Consider the following 22961-nt stretch of genomic DNA (forward strand, 5'->3'; position numbering starts at 1 on the left):
CTATTTACATAAATATCTGCTGTCATAAAGTTTTTTGAGGGCGCCAACGGAGTGGTTGAATTTTTATAGGAAACGTTTCATCAAAGGATGTTTAAGAATAATCCTCTATCATTTTTTGCACGACATTTTTTAAAAGAGGTAAATCATTTTTGATTGTATTGTAAACTATTTGACTGTCCACACCAAAATATTCATGAATCAAAATATTTCTAAAATCTTTTAAATCTCTCCATACAATTTGGTCATATTTGGAGAGTGTTTCATCTGAGAGGTGAATGGTCGCTTCACCTATAATCTCAAATTCTCGAATGGTGGCACTATATACAAGTCTATTTGCAGAAAATTCATCTACACTAAGCCCGTTTGTAAACTCAAATATAGCTTCCGTCGAATCCAAAATATCTTGTAAAAAAAGAAGCTCGCCTCTTTTAGACATAGACTATCTCTTTCATTATTTTTTCTTTCGCAATAGCTTTGAGAGAACTCTCTATTCCAAGATCGACTTTTAGATTAAATGCTTCCTCAAGCTCTCTTTTTAAAGAGAAAAATGTGTTTAAGCTTTTCTTATCGTTTTGCATCTCTATCGCAATATCAATATCACTGCCGTCTTTGAAATCTTCACGGGCATAGCTTCCAAAAAGCCCTATTTTTGTAACACCGTATTTTTGAGAAAAATCATTTTTATGTTGTGCTAAAAAGTCTAATATAAACGTTTTCGTCATAAAAACTCCTATCAAACCATTTTATTTTGAAAGATTATAACCAAAAATCTCCATATCCCTTAGTAATTGGCTTGTAGTTATAACAAGCCATCCATATGTTCATTTTTGCTTTTTAAAACAAAAATGATTAACTGATATTATCAATGGTGATGTAGTTTTCACACGAACTCATAGAGAGGGTACTTTTGCCGCTTTGACGTGTACCCGTGATCAAAATTGCCGGAAAATGTCCCATCGTTTCTTGGATCGATTCGTGTAAATAACGTTTATACAAATAGATACTCCCATAAATTATAGTACTACACTACCAGAATTTATGACACAAAACCTCTTTGTTACCCAATAATCTCCCTGATTTGGAAAATTTTCCCGCTTATCTTATCAAAACTTGATGCTCTTTGACTCAATTAAGCTAACACTCTTTTTGGTATGGTATAATTCCGAAAAAATGATGATGAGTGGAGTTTACGCGTGGAAGAGATGAGCTATTATGAAATTTTAGAGGTCACCAAAAGTGCTAACGGGGATGAGATCAAAAAGGCTTACCGAAAAATGGCCAAATTGTACCATCCCGACCGTAATCCGGGGGATCCGACCGCCGAACACAAATTCAAACTCTGCAACGAAGCCTACCAAGTCCTCAGCGACGATCAGCAGCGCTCAATCTACGACCGCTATGGCAAAGAGGGACTCCAAGGGGGGGGCGGACGCAGAAGCAGCGGCGGATTCGATGATTTAGGGAGTATTTTTGAAGAGATGTTCAACGGTTTTGGAGGGGGCGGCCGCCGTCAATCGCGCACCCCAAGCGACAAATTTCCCTTAGACATGGGGGTTGAGATCAAAATCAACTTCAAAGAGGCGGTATTCGGATGCGAGAAAGAGATCAGCTTCACCAGTAAAAACTCCTGCAAAACCTGTAAAGGGACCGGAGCCAAAGAGGGCAAAGTAACCAGTTGCAGCCAATGCGGCGGCAAAGGGCAAGTGTATGTCCGTCAGGGATTCATGACCTTCTCCCAAACCTGTCCGGCATGTCACGGCGAAGGGACAATGGCAAGTGAAAAGTGCGGCGACTGCAAAGGAAAAAGCTACACCGAGAGCAAAGAGAGCGTCACCGTAAAAGTCCCTGCCGGTATCGACACCGGTAACCGCCTGCGGGTATCGGGGCGCGGCAATACCGGAAAAAGCGGAGTCAAAGGGGATCTTTACGTCACCTTTGAGGTTGAAGAAGACAATCACTTTATCCGAAACGGAAACGACGTTTACCTCGAAGTGCCGGTATTTTTCACCCAAGCGGTTTTGGGAGAAAATATCTCCATCCCCTCACTCACGGGTGAGTTGACCCTCGAACTCGAAACCGGAACCAAAGACGCCCAACAATACAAATTCCGAAACGAAGGGATCAGCGACGTACACGGACGCGGCAAAGGGGACCTAATCGCCCAGATCCGCCTCACCTACCCGAAAAAGCTCACCTCAGAGCAAGAAGAGCTGCTGCATAAACTCCAAGAGAGCTTCGGCATCGAATCCAAGCCGCACGAGAGCCTTTTTGAATCGGCGTTCGAACGGGTCAAAGGGTGGTTTAAATAATATCATAAGAAAATACTATAATTTATTCAATTTCAGCTAAGGACAATATTGTTATTATAAATTGATTTTAGATAAAAAGGGGGTCTTTCATGACAAGTGAAAGGGAGCAATTATGGCGATATTTTGTTGTCGTTGCGTTCTTATGGACCCTTTTTATCGGTTTGCTCTTCGGCTATCAAACGTTTCAGCAAAATTCTCAAATCAATTCGCTTGCGCTTATCGAAGCCCAAACCAGTGTTAAAAAAGATTTTGCCTATCGCAAATGGATTGCCATGCACGGTGGGGTATACGTCCCTATAACTGCTTCGACCCCCTCCAACCCCTATCTAAGAGTTCCCAATCGGGACATTAACACGTCCGACGGACAGCAGCTCACTCTCGTCAATCCCGCTTATGCCTTGCGTCAAATGGAAGAGCTATATGCAAAATTGTATGGGATGCAAAGCCATATCACCAGCGAAAAACTTTTAAACCCTTCTAATAAACCCGACACATGGGAAGCGCGCCATCTCAAAACCCTCTCAAATACCCGCACCGAATATTCCGAAATGGTCACCGAAAATGGGGAAAAACATCTACGTCTTATCTCTCCCCTTTTTATCAAACAAGAGTGTCTGAAATGTCATCAGCATCAAGGGTATAAAGTCGGTGATCTTCGCGGTGGGCTCAGTATCACAATACCGATGAAACGGTATGAGGAGATCTTTCTCATCGGACTTAAGACCGAAAGCTTTATTTTCCTCCTCATCTGGGTGATGGGAATGGGCGCTATTATGTGGGGATACCGTTTTTCCGATCATCGTGTCCGTGAACGATTGGATTTATACGAACAAAATTTGATTTCCCTAGCTTCCGTCATTGAGCAACGGGATAGTTATACCGCAGGACACGGGCAGCGGGTTGCGGAATACTCTCGCCTGATTGCCGCAAAGTTGGGATTAAGCCGCGATGAACAAACCGATATTTATCGTGCGGGGATGGTTCATGATATCGGAAAAATCGCCATTCCGGATTCGATTTTACTCAAACCCGGCCCCTTGGAGCCGATTGAAAAATCGCTGATCGAAGAGCATGTGACCGCGAGCTATGACCTGCTTCGACGGATTGAAATCTTTTCTCCGATTGCCAGAGTTGTCCGTCATCATCATGAACGGCTCGACGGAAGCGGTTATCCGGACAAACTTTGCGGCGATGAGATCCCCTATCCTTCGCAGATCATGGCCGTCGCCGATTCCTTTGACGCGATGACGACCAATCGTATCTATAAAGGGCGCAAAAGTATTCAAGAAGCGTTCAAAGAGCTTTCCGCCATGCGCGGTATTCAATTTCGTTCCGAAATCATCGATGCGGCCATCGAGGCCCTCTCACATATCAATCTCGAATCTGTCGCGTCTCAGCGTCCCTCCACCCCTTTGGAGATGGAACGGTTCTCCTATTTTTATAAAGACCCGTTAACCGGCGCCTACAGTTTAAGCTATCTCAATTTTCTCTATATGGAACCTGATTTCAAAGAGTACCGCCAAATATGGTTCATTACCCTCGGCAATATAAGTGAATTCAATAAAAAATACGGCTGGGAGAAAGGGGATGAGTTGTTACGGCGCTATGCTCAGTTTCTCATCCGATACAATGCAGAAACAGCCGTAATCCGTTTTGAGGGAGATGACTTTATCATTTTACGAAAAGATGGGCTCATCCCCGATCCGTTAGCCCTTTCACCGGAGTGGATGAACCCATTGGATGTCGTCACATCGGTGTCGGCGATTGCCTTCGATGCGGCGTCCATTCATTCACTCGAATCGCTTCAAACCTTCCTGAGAAAATCACTCACCAAATCATAACTGGTGTCCTTACAACCCCCTAAAGCTTAGCGGGTAGTCCGCTTCGGATAGGCCGCCGCAATCACGATAGCGACAACGGCATAGGTCCACGGGACGAAATCGGGCACCGGAACGGGGTCCCCTTTTGCGTACGAGTGCATCCCCGCCAGATAATAGTTCACCCCGAAATAGGTCATCAAGACCGAGGTGAACGCCAGCAGTGAAACGACGCTGAAAATATAGTCGTTATAGGCCCCCTTGATCATCCGTAGATGGACGACAACCGCATAAACGAGAATCGTCACCAGTGCCCACGTCTCTTTCGGGTCCCATCCCCAGTAGCGTCCCCAGCTCTCGTTCGCCCACACACCGCCGAGGAAATTTCCGACGGTGAGGAGGACGAGGCCGAACAGGAGGCTCATCTCGTTGATCGCATTGAGCTCTTTGATCGCCAAATTCAACCGCACTTCGTTGTGCGGTTTTTTAAGGATAAACAAGATGAGGGTGATCATCCCCAGCAAAGCACCCAGCCCCAGAAATCCGTAACTCGCCGTAATCATCGATACGTGGATACTGAGCCAGTACGACTGAAGGACCGGAACGAGGTTCGTCACCTGCGGATCAAGCCAGTTCAGATGGGCGACAAAAAGGATCAATCCTGTCATAATCCCCGTCGCCGCAAGGGTCATCGCCGATTTACGGGAGAAGATGAATCCGGCGAGGAGACTCGCCCAACCGATATAAATCATCGATTCATATCCGTTGGACCACGGTGCATGCCCGGAAATGTACCAACGCATCCCCAATCCTGCCGTATGGGCCGCAAAGAAAAGGAGGAGCAGTCCGAACGTCACTTTCGTAAACCACTCAAGCTTGAACGCGGGATTCAGGATTTTTACAAACGACAGGATCAGCAGGGTGAATCCGACGATAAAATAGAGCGGCCACAGCTGCTCGAAAATATTCGTTTTGTTGTAAAAAATCTCAACATCCACTTTGGTTTCGTTCGGATAGACGCTCGCGCCGGTAAAACGCTGATATTTACCGATACGGGCCAACGCCTGATCCGCTTCGCTCCAATTGCCGCTTTTCAGGGCTTGATCCACCGCACCAAAATAGCTGACGGCCAGAAGGCGCACCATCTCGGCCTCTTTCGGAGAGAGAGACTGCATCGATTCGATGGTCCCGTCCCATTTGTGGTTTTTGTCGTTCGGTTTCGGCCACATCCGCATCAACGATCCCGTATAGACCATATAGGCAACATTAACCCGCTCATCTACCTGCAGAAGCGCTTTATCGAATTTATCCCGTTTCCCCGGAGATTTACGGTTGGCTTCGTCGACGAGTGTCGCTAACTTGTACCCTTGCATCTCGTCGGGGACTTCGAAAAACTGTGAAAAAGCGGCCGTTTTTGCCTCTTCGGGAAGGCCGATGAGCTTATTGACCTCTTTATGTCCGGTACGGATCATCGCAATCTCACGCCACGCATCGGGACGGAGCATCATCCCCAAAATCGCCTGATTGGCACTCAACCCCATAATCGTATCGCTACGGTAGAGTTTTGCCAAAATTTCATGCGACAGGGTATCCATCGGTTTCATCCGGCCGCTGCCGTCTTGGACGATCAGATGGCCGAATTTGTCGGCATGGGCCGCATCGAAACTTTTCGCCGTTTTAATAACCGGATTTTCCCCCTCCGACGCAATAGCGTGAGAACTGAAAAGGGCCATAACGACAAGCGCCAGCGAAGCCGCTGTTTTTTGGGCATCGAGTCCCTTGAGCTTCTCGTTCAAGCCGTTAAAACGTCCGTTTTTGACGATCAGGACACCGAACAATCCGATGGCAAGCATCGCATACCCCACATACGTGATCCAGGTCCCCGGATCGTGATTAACCGAAAGGACGCTCCCCAATTCATCCTGATCAAACGACGATTGAAAAAATCGGTACCCTTTATAATCGAGAATATGGTTCATGTAGATACGAAACGGCATAGTGACCCCTTCAGCAGTGTCTATGACCGTCACTTCACTGGCGTATGATGCCGGAGACATCGATCCGGGATACCGTTCCAACTCAAAATCGCGTAAAGCGATGGCAAACGGGAGCTGTCGTTTAATCGAACCGTATTCAATCGTCACCGTCGAATCCCCGACCTTGAGCGTTTTCGCTTCGCCGACTTCGCCGACACTGCCCATCACAACGGCAGATGTTGTATCATTCCCCCCCTCTACGCTAAAGCTCAACGCATCCTCCCCCTGCACCATCGGCCCTTTAGCCGGTTTAGACACCAGCTGCATCGATCCCTTAGGGAAGAAATCACGCAATACGAAACTGCTCTGGGCACTCTGAAAAAGGGTCCGCTTGGCCAATTCGTGTTTTCCCGCCGTGAGTGTGGCGGTTTGCTGGGTATCCATACTGAGGGTTGAGAGCTCAGCCGGTGTGGTCATAAACGCATTATCTTCTTCGACGTTCAGGGAGACAACCGGTTTTTCAAACGTTTTTTTCGACTTAAAATCGATAATCAGATCATTCGTCTCAACAAACTCCCCCTCTTTGAGGGTAATCTGCTGCGCCCCCTGCGCTCCGGTCACCATCAGGTTAAAGAGGGGCTCCCCTTTGGGATCGGCGACGGCTTCATACCGCGCATCCCCCATGTACCCTTCCAGTTTGACACGAATCGATTCTCCGCCGACGGTAAGGGTCCGTTCAAAATGGTTCTCTGAACGTTTGGAGAGGTAAAGTTTCTCCTGCACCTCTACCTTCTCTCCCCCCTTTTCAGCGGTAAGGGTGATAAAAGGGTCACTGCTGAGAATTTGATCGCTGCTCTCCCCTTCCCGGATATGCATGATCCCTTCGTAACCTACATAGCGGGTCACGGCGGCACCGACCAAAATGATCAAAAATGCAACGTGAAACAAAAAGACCAGCGTTTTGGCGCGGCGGGCCATTTTAAAACGGACGATATTTAAAGTCAAATTGAGCGCCAGAAGCGCCAGAAGCGCTTCAAACCATCGTGAATTGTACACATCGGCTTTGGCACTCATCGTTCCGTAATCGTTTTCGATAAAAGTGGCATAGCCGATCGAGACGGCAAAAACCAACATCAGAACCGCCATCGTTTTGAGGGAGTTCAATAAGGAGAGTAATCTATTCATAAGTAACCTATCGTGATAATGTAGGTGCAATTGTAATGGCACTATGGTAAATACGGAGGGGAAACTAAATTCCCTCTAAGATCATCGCCTCGGCAATCCGCTTGAATGCCGCGATATTGGCACCGTCGACAAAATTTCGCTCTTTGCCGTTCTCTTTTGCGGTCAAAGCGACCCGTTTATAGATTTGGCGCATAATCGCATTGAGTTTATGATCGACTTTGTCAAAATCCCATTTCTCCATCGAAGCGTTCTGACTCATCTCAAATTCACTCACCGCAACCCCTCCGGCGTTAGAAGCTTTTCCCGGAGCAAACAAAATCCCATTTTCATGAAACAGATCGATCGCATTGGGGGTGGTAGGCATATTGGCCCCCTCAATCACCGCAATACACCCGTTTTCAATCAATCGTGCCGCATCCGATAGGGTCAGCTCGTTTTGGGTAGCACACGGAAATGCCGCAAAACAGGGATAACTCCATACCGTATGACCGTCATGGGGATAATCCTCTTTTTTGGTATACACGGCAGTATCTTTTTTCTGGATATAGTGTTCCAAAGAGAGATGTCTCTCATTGCCTTTGATCCTCTTGAGCAGATCCATATCGATCCCCTCAGGATCGTAGATCGTCCCTTCGCTATCACTGCAGGTGATCACTTTTGCCCCCAGATGCTGAAGCTTTTCAATCGTGTGAAGGGCTACGTTCCCCGCACCGCTGACAGAGCAGATTTGCCCTTCCAGCGACTCTTGTATCTCCTCTTTGAGCATTTCGGCGGCGAAATAGACGACCCCGTATCCCGTCGCCTGCGGACGCATCAACGATCCGCCAAACGCATACGGCTTGCCGCTCAAAGCCCCTTCGTAATTGCGGGTAATGCGTCGGTATTCGCCGAACAAAAATCCGATTTCACGAAGCCCTACTCCGATGTCCCCGGCAGGGACATCGACACGGGCACCGATGTATTGGTGAAGTTCGCGCATAAACGCACGACAGAAATTCATGATCTCAAAATCACTTTTCCCTTTGGGATCGAAATCGCTCCCCCCCTTGGCACCCCCTATCGGCAAACCGGTGAGGGAGTTTTTAAAAATCTGCTCGTACGCTAAAAATTTCAACATCTCCAATGTCACGCTAGGGTGAAAACGAAGCCCCCCCTTATAGGGTCCCAGAGAGTTGTTAAACTGAACACGATAGCCGTTATTGATCTGGACACGGTTTTGATCGTCTACCCATTGTACTTTAAACTGGATCACCCGATCCGGGGTGACCAAACGCTCCAAAATAGCATATCTTTCATAACGCGAGTCACTCTCTACCGTCGGTGTCAATGAACGCAGAACTTCGCTGACCGCCTGCATAAATGTCGAATCGGTAGCGCAATTCGATTTTTCAAGATTGGCTAAAATTTTTTCGACCATATATTATTTTCCTTATTTTGAAGCTTTTTATGTTCAATAATCGTCATTCCAGACTTCACGTTTAGGGTAAATCCAGCTTATGGAACTAACGAAACTACGGGTGAATTAGACTGCTGTGTATTGATTTATAACACTCTGACATAATGTTTTAAATTTCGGTAAACCATTACGGATGATCCATTCGATAATGGCGAGGTTCACCCCTTCGTAATCGTGAGCGATGTAGGTACGGACGTCATAAATCCCTTTGATATCCCCAAGATCAAACGCTTCAAGGATGTGGGTCGCATTTTCGAGTTTGAGTTTATTGAATTGTTCCGCAATAGCGGTGAGATGCATCAAAATCGCAGGGCGTTTGGTAACGGCATCTTCCAGTGCTCTCGTTATGCTTCCCGCATCTTTGATAATTTCTTCGATATATTCAATTTTTTCGAGAACGAGATAAATTTTGCTGATCGACTCTTTAGACATAAATTGCCCGATCGATAATGAACTTTTGAGCTGTTTTTCCCATACCTGTACGATCCGCTAGATCGACTTTCGCGCCGAGTGCATTGCTTAACTCATTTTGGATTTGACGGATACGTTCAAAGGCTTGAAAACCATATTTTGAGGCAAATTGCGGTGTGGCTTCGACGAGTATATCAATGTCACTTTTCGGATCGGCATCATCACGTGAATACGATCCGAAGAGAGCTTCTATCAAAAAACCTTCTTGCGCATACGTGCTTTTGACATTTCTAAGATACTCCAAGATTTGTTCTTTATTCATGAGAACGATTATAGCAAATAATCAATTTTAAATCCGATCTTTCGTATTTACTAGATTACGCCACGTGTAGTTTTTTAATCTTTTGAATCGATGTATATTCTTGCTTATACGCTTGATACAAATCAAAATTATCCTGCAATGTTATCCAAAACTGTGGTGTTGTTCCGAGTGGGCAAGTTATGCTTTAGGTCAAATCCATTACCAATTACATACAAAATTTTCATATCACGCTTTCTATGATTTTAAGTAGGGATGGATCCCCGCCTTCACGGGAATGACGAGAAACTATTTCAACTCACCCCAGTGATTCCCGATATGCATCGACGTTTTCAGCGGGACACGCAGTTCTAAAATACTCTCCATCGCCTCGACAAATCGTACGGCATACTCTTCGGCGACATCCTCATCCACTTCAAAAATCAGTTCATCATGAATTTGCAGCAACATTCGCGCCCCAAGCCCTTCTTCACGGATCATTGCATCGATCGTATTCATCGAGAGTTTGATCAGATCGGATGCGGAGCCTTGGAATACGGTATTGACCGACTCGCGCTCATACGCCGCTTTGAGCATCGGGGTAGCGGAGGCGAAATCAAAATAGCGGCGGCGGTGGAGCAGCGTTTCGACGTACCCCATCTCCTTGGCCTGCTCTACGATACCGCTAAAATACCCCTTGACACTCGGAAACGTCTCGAAATAACGATCGATGATCGCTTTTGCCTCCTTGGTCGTAATCCCCAGCGTATCGGAGAGCTTTTTTTGCCCCATACCGTATAATAGACCGAAGTTGACCGTTTTGGCGATGTTACGTTTGCTCACCGCTTCCTCTTCGCCGAACAACGCTATCGCAGTTTGCATATGGATGTCATGCCCTTCGTTAAAAGCATTGACCAAAACCGCATCCCCGCTGAAATGGGCGAGGAGGCGCAGTTCGATTTGCGAATAGTCGATCCCGATCAGTTTTTTACCCTGCGGTGCGACGAACGCTTCGCGGATACGCATCCCCAATGCGGTTTTTACGGGGATATTTTGGAGATTCGGATTTTTTGAGCTGAGCCGTCCCGTCGCCGTCCCCGTCTGGACAAACGAAGTATAAATACGGGAAGCCGAATCGTTTTGCGCCAATGCGATTAGCGGTTCGATATAGGTGGAATAGAGCTTGTGGTATTCGCGGTACTGCAACAGCATCGGGATCACCGCATGCTCGTTTTTCAACCCTTCCAAAACCTGCTCATCGGTACTGTATCCGGTTTTGGTTTTTTTGCCGTGCGCCAGCCCCAACGTCTCGAATAAAATAACCCCGAGTTGTTTCGGAGAATTGAGATTAAACACGGTTCCGCATGCGCTGTGGATTTGCTCCGTGAGAGTGGCGATCTCTAAGGCTACCTCTTTTTTAAACGTCTCCAACACCGCCGTGTCAACGGCGATCCCGTAACGCTCCATCCCCAGCAATGTTAAGGTAAAAGGAAATTCGACGCTAAACGCCTCATCCAGTGCCTCTTGTCCACCCTTTACGAGAAGTTGTTCGCAAAGTACGTCGTAGAGTCGATAGGTGATAATGGCATCTTCTCCTGCGTATTTACACGCATCTTCGATGGCAACGGAGGCGAAATTCTCCCCTTTTTTCACCGTATCCTTGAAATGGATCATCTCATGGCGAAGGAGCGAAGCACTCAGATTGTCCATCGCCAAAGAGCGCCCCGAATCCCCAAGCCATGCCAGAACCATCGTATCGGCATGGATCGGCAAACGCTCCACTCCGAGAAATCGGGTAACGAAATGGAGATCAAACTTGATATTGTGACCGATCACCCGATGGGTAAAAATTTTTTCCATTGCAGCTTTCGCGGCACTCCGGGAGACCTGAACCCCAACCCCCAGATAGCTATGGGCCATCGGGACATAATAGCCCGTTTTCCCCTCCGTACTAAAGCTGAAACCGACCAAAATATCACTGTGGGGATTCAATCCCGTCGTCTCGGTATCGAATGCAATAACGCAATTCCGGGGGATCGATGCAATGAGCCTTTCGAGTGCTTCATCGGTATCGATCAACACGCTGCACCCTTGCTCACACTCAACCGTAACTTCACTGCTCTTCGGTACAATAGGTGCGGCTGAAGATTCCGAAGACTCCTCAAACAGCGCTTTGGCCTTGAGGGTGCGCAACACCGCATTCATCTCGTAATGGACCAAATCGTCATAAATAGGGAGAAACGGATTGTCAAAATGCATGATAAATTCATTAAAATCCAACCGCTCAAAGACATCGTCTCGGAGGCTCACCAGTTGACGCGAACGAAACGCATCGTCACGATACGTTTCCAGAAGCCCGCGAATACGCGGCGGAGTCACCTCATCGAGACGTTCGTACATCGCATCAAGGGTTCCGAATTGTGTGAGCAGTTTTTGCGCCGTCACTTTTCCGATCCCTTTGACTCCGGGAACATTATCCGCACTGTCACCGATGAGGGCTTGGTAATCGATAAACTGGCGCGGATGAACCCCGTATTTTTCATCGCAATGGCGTTCATTCAGCACTTTTTTGGCAATCGCATCGACCAGAACAACCAAATCATCTTCTATCAGTTGATAGAGATCTTTATCGTGTGATACGATACGGACCAGATGACCGTGTGTGCGCGCTTCACGGACAACCGAAGCGATCACATCATCGGCTTCAAATCCGCTCACGCTGAGTGACTTGTACCCCATTTTCTCAATCCAGTCGATTGCAACAGGGAGCTGCTGGATCAACTCTTCGGGTGCGGGGGAACGGTTGGCTTTGTACGCAGGATCAATTTCGGCACGAAAACTCGGCCCCTTCGCATCGAGGGCGAAAATGAGGTAATCGCTGCTGTGATCTTTGTGAAGCGATGCAATAAAATTGATAAATCCGGTCAAAAGACCGGTCGGAAACCCCTGCTTGTTGCGAAGGGGAGGCAACGCATAAAAACTGCGGAAAAAAAATCCGAACGTATCGATTATCGTGACGGTAGATTGGCCCATTGTGTCACTAATCAATGAAACGTTGCAAGAATCGTATCGATCGCACTTTGCAGTTTATCGATATCGTATCCTGCGGCTTCCGCTTTTTTCAGTCCGAACGCGATATTGTGTTCCCCAAGCGGATCATTGAGCGGAATGATCGTTTTAACAATATTCAGTGCGGTTGCAAACTCTTTCACCTCTTCGGGAGCCTTTTCCGGAGAGTCTGAATACTCGATCATCTCCACAAACTCTTTATCAAAATTCCAGTGGGTAAAAATCGCTGCCGTAACGGTTGCCGTCGTATCTTCCACATACGATTTTTCCACAGCCGCTATGTTAACGGCTCTCTCAACGTCGGACCGGAAATTGGTCGCCATATCTTCTTGAATCACGTCGCTCGCAATGATAATTTTCCCCGTCTCCTGCAAAAAACAGGCCAAAAAGAGTTTATCCGCTTTAACGCGGTCAATCTGGGTATACCACTTTTGCATCAATGCCGCTTGGATCGATGATATTTCGGCAAAGCGCTCAGAACTGATCCCATAGGGCTCCATATCGACGTTCAAAAGCTTGCGGACCGAATTGCCCAGTCCGATCGACCGGGTCATACTCATACCGAACAAAGAGACCGCCTGAGCCACATTGATAATAGTACGGTTAAAACTGTAAAGAGGTGAATTTGCCGCCTTCAGCAAATTGGCAACGATCATCGGATCGGTTTCAACCGTTTTGACCAACTGTTGGATGGAAGAGTCCGGATCGTTACAGATACGCTGCATCTCCAATACCGTTTTCGGAAGGGGGGGCAATGATTTAATACTATTAATAATCGAACTTTTCATTTCATTCCTCTATAATTTTTGATAATTTTGTGTTAGTTAGCAATTATACCCTATCTAATTCGAGAGCCAAATATTTTCCGGTAAAACTTCCGGTACTTTCCCAGCTTTTGGCAACACTCTCCGGGTCCCCTTCCGCAACAAGCAAGCCCCCTCCGTCTCCCCCCTCGGGCCCCATATCAATGATATAATCGGCATTTTTGATCATATCCAGATTATGTTCGATGACCAATACCGAATTCCCGAGTTCAACAAAATTATGGAGTACTTTCGTCAGACGGTTGACGTCGTCAAAGTGCAGACCCGTCGTCGGTTCATCGAGGATATAGAGGGTACTTCCCGTATCCCGGCGGCTCAGCTCTTTGGAAAGCTTGATCCGCTGCGCTTCTCCGCCGGAGAGGGTCACCGCATTTTGCCCCAACGTGATATAATCAAGCCCGACATCGCTAAGGGTCTGTAAAATCAGTTTCATTTTCGGAATCGGAGCAAAAAACTGCAACGCTTCCCCCACGCTCATCCCTAAAACGTCCGAAATGGTTTTCCCTTTGTACTCCACCTGCAGGGTCTGAAGATTGTAACGGCTCCCGTGACACGCATCGCATTTCACCATAATATCGGGGAGAAAGTGCATTTCGATCTTGATTTCTCCCTCTCCCTGACACTTTTCACATCGCCCCCCCTTGACGTTAAAGCTGAAACGCGACGCGGTGTACCCTCGAATCTGAGCCTCTTTGGTTTTGGCAAAAAGGTTGCGGATCTCATCCATCACCCCCGTGTAGGTTGCGGGATTGGAGCGCGGCGTCCGTCCGATAGGACTTTGATCGAGATAAATCACTTTATCGAGTTTGTCGAGTCCTTCAACTTCGACCCCCGCTACACGGTTCACTTTTCGCGCATGGTTCAAAATTTCACGGGTCACCGGCAGCAGAGTCTGCAAAATCAGTGAGCTTTTACCGCTCCCGCTCACCCCCGTAACGCAAACAAAGTTTTTGAGGGGGATCCGTATGCTCAAATCTTTGATATTGTTCAAAGTGACATTTTTCATACTCATCCACTCTACCTGAGGGCGGCGGTAAAAGTATTTGATCTGCTTGCGTCCCGACATGTAATCGGCCGTCAGGGTATCGCTCTTTCGCAGCTCTTCCAATGTTCCGGCGAACATGACATTCCCTCCGAATTTTCCCGCACCCGGACCGATATCGATAATAAAATCGGCATGTTCAATCGTCTCTTTATCGTGTTCGACGACAATCACGGTATTCCCCTTCTCCTGCAATGAACGAAGGGTACGGATGAGTTTGAGGGTGTCGCGTTCATGCAATCCGATACTCGGCTCATCGAGGACATACATTACCCCCGTCAAACCGCTCCCGATCTGGCTTGCGATACGGATACGCTGTGCTTCTCCTCCGCTGATCGTACGGGCATCCCGGCTCAGAGAAAGGTATCCCAACCCCACATCATAGAGAAAGAAAAGGCGCTCCCGAATCTCATTGAGGATTGACGCGGCGATCATCGCCTCTTGGTCGCCCAGATGCTCAAACGTTGCCGGATCGGTAAACCACATATACGAATCTTTCATCGGCATCGAAATGATATCACCGATCCCTTTTCCGGCAACTTTCACCGCAAGCGATTCGCGTTTAAGCCGATAGGAGTTGCACACATTACACGGTTTTTCACTCATGTAATCGGCCAAATCTTTTTCATCTTTGAAAATATCATACGCTATCCGTACAATACCGGGCCAGACACGGGTAATCGGATGTTCCTGCCATTTAAAGGTAACATCCTCGATACCTCCGTGCAAAATCGCCTTTTTCTGATGCTCTTCAAGGGTATAAAAGGGGGCGTTGACATTGATTCCCGATGCGGCACAAAAAGCTTTCAGAAAGGTAAAATAGTACCCTTTGTTAAAACCGTAGACGATTTTAATAGCCCCTTTTTCAATCGGAAGTTCCGAATCGATAATCTTGTCGTAATCCAGAGCGTAGCGTATTCCCAATCCGTCACATTCCGAACATGCCCCTTTCGGGGAGTTAAAGGAAAAGGAGAGCGGCTCAAGCGGGTCAAAACTCACTTTACAATCAAAACAGGCACTGTGTTCACTGTAATGGATCAATTTTTCATGCAGACCGATCTCCTCACCGTTTTGAATCTCGATCTCTACTTCACCGTAACTCTCTTTGAGCGCTTTTTCAACATCCTGTGCCAGCCGGTCATGATTCTCCGGCTTGATGACAAGGCGGTCGATCACTACTTTCAGGGTGTGTTTTTTGGTTTTGGAAAGCTCCACCTCCTCATCCAGACGGACCATAACCCCATCAATCATGATACGGACATACCCTTTATGACGCAATGATTCGAGAATATCGGCGAAGCTCCCTTTCTTTTCACGTATCAACGGAGAGAGGATCACCACTTTGGCATTTTCGGGAAGCTTGTGAACCTGATCAATAATGTCCTGTGCCGACATTTTTGAGATTTTCTTTCCGCATAAATGGCAGTGCTGAACCCCGATACGGGCATACAAAAGACGAAGATAGTCGTAGATCTCGGTAATCGTCCCTACAGTCGAGCGGGGATTTTTAGAGGTGGTTTTCTGATCGATCGCGATGGCCGGGGTGAGCCCTTCGATCTTGTCAACATCCGGTTTGCCGATACGATCCAAAAACTGTCGCGCATAGCTGGAAAGCGATTCGATATAGCGGCGCTGCCCCTCCGCATAGAGGGTATCAAATGCCAGTGTCGACTTACCGCTTCCGCTGATTCCGGTACAAACGATCAGTTTGTTTTTCGGAATTTCAAGAGAAATATTTTTGAGATTGTGCTCTCTGGCACCGATTATTTTAATTGTGTCCATTATTTACCCCGCTATCAATTTGTATGCCGTAATGCTAAAAATAAGTGTATAAAAAAGGATCAGGATTTGCTTATAATGGGTGATTTTCGTTTTATCCACCAGCCAAATTCCCAATCGGATACCGATTAATGAGGTAACCGCCATAATGATTCCTGCATGAAAGTTGATCAAGCCAAGACTCACCATCGTTATAAATGCCGAAAGGGAGGTAAACATCACATAAAATAGGGCCACTGCCGAGGCTTTTTTCAATGGAAATCCCATAAAACTGACCAAAATCGGGGTCAGTAAAATAGACCCCCCCACTCCGAGCATCCCTGAAAAAATACCGATTCCGCCGCCGATGGCGCTATACAGAGGACGATTAACCACTTCAGCGCGTGTCGGCACCGGATTCGAAAAGGCCAAACGTCCCAGCGTGAACGCAACAATCCCCAAAAAGAGCCACTCCAGAAATGACGTATCCAGCGCTTTGACCAGCATCGCCCCGATCACCGCTCCGACGACCCCGCCAAATCCGAAATATTTTACATCTCCGATCCCGTAGGTTTTGTTTTTTTGATGGATCCATGCCGCCATCAGTGACCCCGCTACCATCTGCATCACCGAAATTCCGATCGCCTCTTTAATCCCGAATCCGAGTACCAAAAGCAGCGGAACCGTAACGGTCCCCCCGCCAATACCGAAGAAACCCGACATGGTACCGACTAGAATCCCTAAAAAACTCAATTCAATCGTCATCATTCCACTTTCTTTACAAATCAATCATTTGTCGAATGTACGACAAATTTTACTACCTTCGCGGCAAACAGAAGTGTCAAAGTCATCTTTCGGTCTTTTGCAAACGAATCAGATCGCGCGATTATACTCGTTTCACCCTTCAATAGAACTCTTTTAGATCACCTGATTTTACGCTATAATCAATTCTCATACTTACGTTCACAGAAGGGTACGATGCTACCGATTATTATCCAAGCGGCTGAAAATTTCTGCCTTCATCAAATAAGGGATTCCTACCGATTTGTTCCTCCCCTTAACAGTATGAGAACGTTTCTTGCTTATATTGATATCGAAGCGGAAAACGGTAGCGCGCATCGCGCCTTTATCGGCTGTGACCGCCTCTTGATTCAGATGATCACCGAGATTTTTTTGGGAGAAGAGGAGAGCGACGACGAGACGTTGATCGACATGCTGCTGGAAACGACCAATATGATAGTCGGAAGCGCCAAAGTACTCGCATCGGAAGCTTACGATACGTCAATCCGTATCGCAACCCCTTTTTTCTCCCCGGACGAAACAATCGGTTCAAACGGGGAGGATCTCTGTTGTATCAGTATAAAAAACGGCGAAATGTTGATTGCCGTAAAAAGGTTGTAACGTATGGATGAAACCCTCACGGTCGACAATAAAGAATCCCACACTTTCGATCGCGCCAAAGAGCTCGCATGGATGGATTACGACGGATTATTGGATATGGAGGTTGAATTTGTCGCCGATTTGGGGCAAACAACCCTCACCCTAGGTGAAATTATCAAACTTGAAAAAGGTTCCGTCATCGATCTGGGAAAACCGGCCGGAGAGAGTGTCGAATCGTACGTCAACGGCCGAATCATCGGCAAAGGGGAAGTGATGGTTTATGAAAAAAATCTTGCTATCCGTATCAATGAAGTGCTCGATTCGAGTGCCGTACTCTATTATCTATCAAAAGAGAGACTATGAAACTATTTACCGCCCTGTTTTTAGTGTTACTCCCCGCATTTTTATGGGGTTCCAAAATTCTCAGTTACAATATCTACGACCGTAATGACCGTGTTGACGTCATGCTGACGTTTGATACACCGTATGAAGGGGTTTTACGCCAAAATCGGCAAAATGATACGATTACGATCAAACTCGAGGGGGCATCCCTCGAATCGCAGAAAGTCAAAAATGTCAATTCCCGGTATCTCAAAAACATTACCCTCACTCCGCAAGGTGAACAGATTGAGATTACGGCGCTCATTTCTAGCGATGTTGTGATGCAAGCTTCCAAGACATCCGATTCCTACGGCTTACGGCTCCGTTTTATGAACGGTGTCGCCAATGCCGACAATACCATCAAAAACCCTCCGGTTGATGAAGCGGCGGTTGAAGGGCTCCCGACCAAAAACGATAATGAATTTGAGCAAAGCTACTACGTTGTTATTGCCGTTTTAATCATCGGTATCGCCATTTTGTTTTGGCTCAAACAAAACATTGCCAAACGTTCCGGTACCTTGGCGACAGAGCCGAAGGTACCGTGGCTTTTCAACAAACCTTCCAACGGGGCAAAAGCCCCTTCAACTGCGCCGGTTGCCCCTTCCGGAGAGATCGCGGGAGGTGTCCATATCCGGTTCCAAAAAACGCTCGATCCTTCCCATACCATTGCCATGCTCGATTACGGCACACAGAGCTATCTGGTTCTTTTGGGGAACAATACCCTGTTACTGGATAAATTTCAGGACAATATCCCCGTTACCCAAAACGATTTTGAAACCCTTTTGCAATCCAAACATCGTGAACTCGACGGATTTTTTCAGCTTGCACCGGCACAGGATGAGCCGTTTAATTCTTATAAAGCGAAGGCTTCCGGCAATTATTAATTACTCAATGTAACGCACTTTCTGGGCAAAGCCCATAAAGTGGCAGGGACAAATGTCCCTACAACCCCCTAAAGCTTCCCGCATCTTCCGGATGCGGGAGAAATAACCGACCTTATCGCCTTTTTTAAAAAAATGCGTAAGCTCAGCCATTAAACGCCGGAGAAACTCCTCCAGCACCCTTTATTTCACATTCCCCAGATCATAACGGCTGTAGACATCATACGCCTCTTCCCCACCTGTTGTTGACAATACCTCACGGATCAGTACCGCCGCCTCTTTACGGCTTCCGCCGCCATGCCCTTTTGCATAAATCTCTGCCAGCGTCACTTTTGCCGCCGCCTCCCCCTGAGCAACCGCCATTTTGAGGTAATGCGCAGCTTTATCAAAATCTTCCGGAACCCCCATCGCATTGGCATACGCAAATCCGGCACTCACTTGAGCCGGGAGTATCCCCGCTTCCGCCGCCTGAGCGTAGTATTCGGTTGATTTTTTAAAATCCCGTGTGACGCCCTGAGCGTTATAATAGAGTGTTCCGAGTGCATACGCGCATCGCGGATCGTCCGTACCTTGAATAAGCCACTCATGCGCCTCTTCATAGCGTCTGCCGTCATAGGCATTCATACCTGCCGTGTAAAAATCGATTGCCATCAATGTGACCTTTTTTTAGGAGGGATTGTAGCAAAAGAGGCTAACGAGAAACTATAACGGGAGGGTTACTTTGAAAGAGGAGGAGAAGTATAAACGGGCGCAAGAAAATTTAGCCTGCCTGGAATGGCACTTACTTAAGGAAAAAAGAGCCTAAAAAACCAGATTTATTTACGAGATGGAATGCAACTGGCTTTTGAGTAGTAATCATCACCAAATGAAATACTGCATACAAAGAGCCAGCCGTAATGAATGCTATCACAAAAGCGTTAAAACACCAAGAAAAAAGTGCCCTCAAGAAACTTCAACATAAAAGCTTTAGTACGATTGAGAGTCTTATTGCGAAGCCAGAGCTGATTGAGACGATCCAAGAAGAGCTACCTAACTATCGTAGTCGCCTCTATACTCCTATGCAAACCCTCTGCATGTTTATATCACAGGCTCTCAATAGCGATCGATCATGCCAGAATGTCGTCAATGAGATGGCATTGACGACGCATCAATCCGTGGCTACCGGCGGATATTGTAAAGCACGTCAGCGGTTGAGTGAGACGATGGTATCAAAACTTACTAAAGCAGTAGCGAAACGTAATGAGCAGCGAGTAAAAATAAGATGGCGCTGGCAAGAGAGAACAGTTTACCTCGTTGATGGTACAACCCTTACTATGCCAGATACCTCTGCCAATCAGGAAAGTTACCCGCAGACATCCGCACTTCCCAAAGGACTTGGATTTCCTATTTGTCGTGTAGTTGGGGTTATATCGCTATCAACGGGATCGCTCATGGATGCATGTGTGAGTCCTTACCACGGAAAAGGTGCTTCCGAACAAACGCTACTGCGTAACATGCTTGGAGTATTCAAGCGTGGTGATGTTGTTTTAGCAGATGCATTTTACAGCACCTATTTTTTGATTGAACATATGATTGCACACGGAATCGATATCGTCTTTGTACAACACGGTGCACGTTCACGTACAACTGATTTTACTTCGGGAACGGTTATGGGGGAAAATGATCATCTGATCACACTCAAAAAACCAAAACTCAAACCTGAATGGATGACGCAAAACGAGTATGATAGTGCACCCAATAAGTTAACCATTAGAGAGCTTAAAGCAGGAGGGAAAACGCTTATTACGACCATGCTATGCCCTAAAAAACATCCTCTCAAGGCTCTTGGTGCACTCTATAAACAACGGTGGCAGATTGAGGTGGACTTGCGCAATATAAAATCGACACTGGGACTAAAAAGCCTCAGTTGTAAGACACCACAAATGGCAATCAAAGAACTTTGGATTTACTTTTTAGCGTATAATTTAATCCGCTCAATAATGCTAGCTTCTGCCCACCAATGTTCACTACTTCCTAGAGAAATCAGTTTCAAACATACTCTACAGTTGCTTTCTGCATTTCGTAACAATTGCAAGATCACCACAAAACAACTCTTAAGACGTATTGGTGAAAAATATATTGGAAATCGAGCCGGACGTGTGGAACCTCGTGCTATCAAAAGAAGGCGAAATGATTACCCGCTCCTGATGAAATTAAGAGACGTGGCTAGAGAAGAAATTCTGAAGAATGGACACCCTAAAAAGCTTAAGTAAGTGCCATTCTAGCCTGCCTGCATTTTATTTATTTTTTGTGTTATAATTTTTTTGCAATAACAACTTCTCGTGTCATTAATGGAGCGGTAAGATTAGGCGGAGGGAGTAATTAACCATCGGCTTTTTTTTTCCCTCTTGCTTATGCCGCTTTTGTATAGCTTTCGATTGATTTTTTTGAAATGTCCTCTACTTTTTCCAACAATTTGAAGCTCATAGCAGCATATCCATCCAGATTCTCGTCTTTATACAGATTGTAATAACTGTTGATGATATTATCAATGTAGAATAATTTCTCACGCTCTGCAAACGTCAAACCTTCTTTGCTTTCTTCAAGCATTTTTCTATCTTCTAAAATATCAAAAAACGTTTCATCATGGAAGAAAGATTCAAGATCAAAAAAGCGCAAGTTTGTTTGCAATCGATTCAATCTGTCTTGAGAACTCATCGCTTACCTCCATTTTTATAATTTTTGCATTTAAGAAATCTATATGTTTTTTAAACGTCTTTTCAATTGTAGTCTTTATTTGGTATGAAGTCAATATCTTGCCGTTTTTAGCCAGCACTACCGCCGTATTGTCATCCTTCGAATAAAATACCCTGTCCCATAACTCCGGCATTTCATACGTCTCGAAATATACCTCCTCACTAGTGATCGTATTGAATGTTTTGCGCATATAATCGAATCTATCAGCTACAAAGCCCTCTTTTTTTCTTTTTTCATAATGGGCAAAGTATTTTTCTTCACTCATCCATAGATTGTGGAATGTGTTCAATGCGGATTCTTTAGAAGATACGTCAAAATTATCAAGCGATTTTAAAAAGTTGTTTTCAATTTGTCTAAAATTTTCCATATCTGAATTATACCCGATCGTTTTATCGACATCGGGATCGAAACTCAGCACTCGCAAACGAGATCAGAAGCTTTAAACCCTTCCGCAATCTGACGGTGGGTGCGGAAAAATTCGTCAACCACTTCGCGGTAGTGGAGCGGATCGTCGATACGATTGACAAGATCGCGCAGGGCCGAAGCCCCTTCGTACCCTTTTGAATAGGTGTGGACGTGTTTGCGGAAGGTTATGACACCCCGTGCTCCGTAGAAACGGACCATTCCGTCCAGGTGTTCCATGATGATGGCGTGTTTGATCATCGGATCGACGGTCGCACTCCCGGTTTTCAGCTGATGAAATATCCATGGAGCTCCGACGGCTCCCCGCCCGATCATAACCCCATCGGCTTTGGTATGGTTCAACACCCATTGGGCTTTTTCAAATGAATCGATATCTCCGTTCGCAATAACCGGAATACGTACTGCGGCTTTGATTTCGCCGATTGCGTCGTAGTCGACGGGGGCTTTGAATTTTCCTGCACGGGTACGGCCGTGAACGGCGAGAAAATCGGCGCCGCATCCTTCGACGAGTTTGGCGATTTCGATATGATTTTTACTCTCAAAACCGAGACGTATCTTAACGCTCAATGTCGATTTGTTCGAGGTTTTTTTAATCGTTTCAATTATCCGCGCCATGCGGGGCAAATCGTTCAAAAGCGAACTTCCCGAACCGTGACAGACGATTTTCGGTACCGGGCATCCGCAATTAAGATCGATAATATCAATCTCCTCCTGTCCGTTCAGAACCTCCACCGCACGACGGACGATCTCCTCTTCGGAGCCGGCAATCTGAACCGAATAGGGATCTTCATTCGGGCTGCGTTCAAGCATTTTCAGTGTTTTGGCCGATCCGTACGCAAGGGCGTTGGAGCTGAGCATTTCACTCACCGTCAAATCGGCACCGAATTTTTTAACAACATTGCGAAACGGCAGGTCGGTGTATCCGGCAAGCGGCGCAAGCGCATAAACGGGAGTATTAAAATCGAGTTTTGGAGTCATGGAAATTACCTTGTGAGGGGAGGAAAAGCGGAGCAAT

21 protein-coding genes are annotated in these 22961 nt (G+C 46.5%); 6 read left to right on the forward strand and 15 right to left on the reverse strand.

Going from position 1 to position 22961, the window contains the following annotated elements; genetic code table 11:
- Positions 1–91: 91 nt before the first annotated feature.
- The 3 genes from M0P91_RS05615 to M0P91_RS05625 form a co-directional block, all read right to left on the reverse strand.
- Positions 92–436: a DUF86 domain-containing protein gene (locus tag M0P91_RS05615; RefSeq protein WP_295065497.1), complete on the reverse strand. Its 345-nt coding sequence runs from the start codon at positions 434–436 to the stop codon at positions 92–94.
- Positions 429–722 carry a nucleotidyltransferase family protein gene (locus tag M0P91_RS05620; RefSeq protein ID WP_295065499.1) on the reverse strand — a complete coding sequence of 98 codons (294 nt, stop codon included), beginning with the start codon at positions 720–722 and terminating at the stop codon, positions 429–431. Before M0P91_RS05620 ends, M0P91_RS05615 begins: the two co-directional genes overlap by 8 nt.
- Before the next feature lie 127 nt (positions 723–849).
- The gene (locus tag M0P91_RS05625) at positions 850–996 is read right to left on the reverse strand and encodes a hypothetical protein (RefSeq protein ID WP_295065501.1); all 147 of its coding nucleotides are present in this window, start codon (positions 994–996) and stop codon (positions 850–852) included.
- A 197-nt stretch (positions 997–1193) separates the two neighbouring features.
- Between M0P91_RS05625 and dnaJ the strand changes: the two genes are divergently transcribed.
- Together dnaJ and M0P91_RS05635 are read left to right on the forward strand one after the other, a co-directional pair.
- The gene (dnaJ, locus tag M0P91_RS05630) at positions 1194–2309 is read left to right on the forward strand and encodes a molecular chaperone DnaJ (RefSeq protein WP_295065502.1); all 1116 of its coding nucleotides are present in this window, start codon (positions 1194–1196) and stop codon (positions 2307–2309) included.
- Between the two features lie 89 nt (positions 2310–2398).
- Entirely contained in the window at positions 2399–4150 is a 1752-nt protein-coding gene (locus M0P91_RS05635) for an HD domain-containing phosphohydrolase (protein ID WP_295065504.1), read from the forward strand.
- A 26-nt stretch (positions 4151–4176) separates the two neighbouring features.
- Here M0P91_RS05635 and ccsA read toward each other — a convergent pair whose 3' ends face one another.
- From ccsA to M0P91_RS05675, 8 genes are all read right to left on the reverse strand, one after another.
- Positions 4177–7287 (reverse strand): cytochrome c biogenesis protein CcsA, encoded by a 3111-nt coding sequence (ccsA, locus tag M0P91_RS05640; protein WP_295065506.1) that lies wholly within the window; start codon positions 7285–7287, stop codon positions 4177–4179.
- A 64-nt stretch (positions 7288–7351) separates the two neighbouring features.
- Positions 7352–8704 (reverse strand): NADP-specific glutamate dehydrogenase, encoded by a 1353-nt coding sequence (gdhA, locus tag M0P91_RS05645; RefSeq protein ID WP_295065508.1) that lies wholly within the window; start codon positions 8702–8704, stop codon positions 7352–7354.
- A 105-nt stretch (positions 8705–8809) separates the two neighbouring features.
- On the reverse strand, positions 8810–9175 hold the full coding sequence (locus tag M0P91_RS05650) for a HepT-like ribonuclease domain-containing protein (protein WP_295065510.1): 366 nt from the start codon (positions 9173–9175) through the stop codon (positions 8810–8812).
- Entirely contained in the window at positions 9168–9476 is a 309-nt protein-coding gene (locus tag M0P91_RS05655) for a nucleotidyltransferase domain-containing protein (protein WP_295065512.1), read from the reverse strand. Before M0P91_RS05655 ends, M0P91_RS05650 begins: the two co-directional genes overlap by 8 nt.
- A 285-nt stretch (positions 9477–9761) precedes the next feature.
- Positions 9762–12485 (reverse strand): DNA polymerase I, encoded by a 2724-nt coding sequence (gene polA, locus M0P91_RS05660; RefSeq protein ID WP_295065514.1) that lies wholly within the window; start codon positions 12483–12485, stop codon positions 9762–9764.
- Between the two features lie 11 nt (positions 12486–12496).
- A complete protein-coding gene (locus tag M0P91_RS05665) occupies positions 12497–13309 on the reverse strand; it encodes an HDOD domain-containing protein (RefSeq protein WP_295065516.1) in 813 nt (270 codons plus the stop codon).
- 43 nt (positions 13310–13352) lie between these two features.
- Positions 13353–16169, reverse strand: a complete 2817-nt coding sequence (gene uvrA, locus M0P91_RS05670) for an excinuclease ABC subunit UvrA (RefSeq protein WP_295065518.1) — start codon at positions 16167–16169, stop codon at positions 13353–13355.
- Positions 16170–16172: 3 nt separating this feature from the next.
- Entirely contained in the window at positions 16173–16910 is a 738-nt protein-coding gene (locus tag M0P91_RS05675) for a sulfite exporter TauE/SafE family protein (protein WP_295065520.1), read from the reverse strand.
- A 300-nt stretch (positions 16911–17210) separates the two neighbouring features.
- Between M0P91_RS05675 and M0P91_RS05680 the strand changes: the two genes are divergently transcribed.
- The 3 genes from M0P91_RS05680 to M0P91_RS05690 are packed head-to-tail and all read left to right on the forward strand — an operon-like array spanning position 17211 to position 18790.
- Positions 17211–17546, forward strand: coding sequence for a chemotaxis protein CheX (locus M0P91_RS05680; protein WP_295065522.1), 336 nt, complete (start codon positions 17211–17213; stop codon positions 17544–17546).
- 3 nt (positions 17547–17549) lie between these two features.
- Positions 17550–17888, forward strand: a complete 339-nt coding sequence (gene fliN / locus M0P91_RS05685; RefSeq protein WP_295065524.1) for a flagellar motor switch protein FliN — start codon at positions 17550–17552, stop codon at positions 17886–17888.
- Entirely contained in the window at positions 17885–18790 is a 906-nt protein-coding gene (locus tag M0P91_RS05690; RefSeq protein ID WP_295065526.1) for a hypothetical protein, read from the forward strand. Before fliN ends, M0P91_RS05690 begins: the two co-directional genes overlap by 4 nt.
- Before the next feature lie 180 nt (positions 18791–18970).
- Here the strand turns inward: M0P91_RS05690 and M0P91_RS05695 are convergent, their stop codons facing one another.
- Complete coding sequence (locus M0P91_RS05695) at positions 18971–19438, reverse strand: hypothetical protein (RefSeq protein WP_295065527.1); 468 nt, start codon at positions 19436–19438, stop codon at positions 18971–18973.
- Between the two features lie 245 nt (positions 19439–19683).
- Here M0P91_RS05695 and M0P91_RS05700 point away from each other — a divergent pair, with 245 nt between their 5' ends.
- Positions 19684–21039 carry an IS4 family transposase gene (locus M0P91_RS05700; RefSeq protein WP_295065529.1) on the forward strand — a complete coding sequence of 452 codons (1356 nt, stop codon included), beginning with the start codon at positions 19684–19686 and terminating at the stop codon, positions 21037–21039.
- Between the two features lie 139 nt (positions 21040–21178).
- Here the strand turns inward: M0P91_RS05700 and M0P91_RS05705 are convergent, their stop codons facing one another.
- Genes M0P91_RS05705 through M0P91_RS05715 form a run of 3 tightly spaced genes read right to left on the reverse strand, consistent with a single transcriptional unit; the run spans position 21179 to position 22924 of the window.
- Positions 21179–21484: a hypothetical protein gene (locus tag M0P91_RS05705; RefSeq protein ID WP_295065531.1), complete on the reverse strand. Its 306-nt coding sequence runs from the start codon at positions 21482–21484 to the stop codon at positions 21179–21181.
- Entirely contained in the window at positions 21432–21890 is a 459-nt protein-coding gene (locus M0P91_RS05710; protein ID WP_295065533.1) for a hypothetical protein, read from the reverse strand. Before M0P91_RS05710 ends, M0P91_RS05705 begins: the two co-directional genes overlap by 53 nt.
- Positions 21891–21934: 44 nt before the next feature.
- Positions 21935–22924: a tRNA-dihydrouridine synthase gene (locus M0P91_RS05715; RefSeq protein WP_295065535.1), complete on the reverse strand. Its 990-nt coding sequence runs from the start codon at positions 22922–22924 to the stop codon at positions 21935–21937.
- Between the last annotated feature and the right edge of the window lie 37 nt (positions 22925–22961).

It is taken from the genome of Sulfuricurvum sp., from assembly GCF_023229695.1.
GTDB lineage: Bacteria > Campylobacterota > Campylobacteria > Campylobacterales > Sulfurimonadaceae > Sulfuricurvum.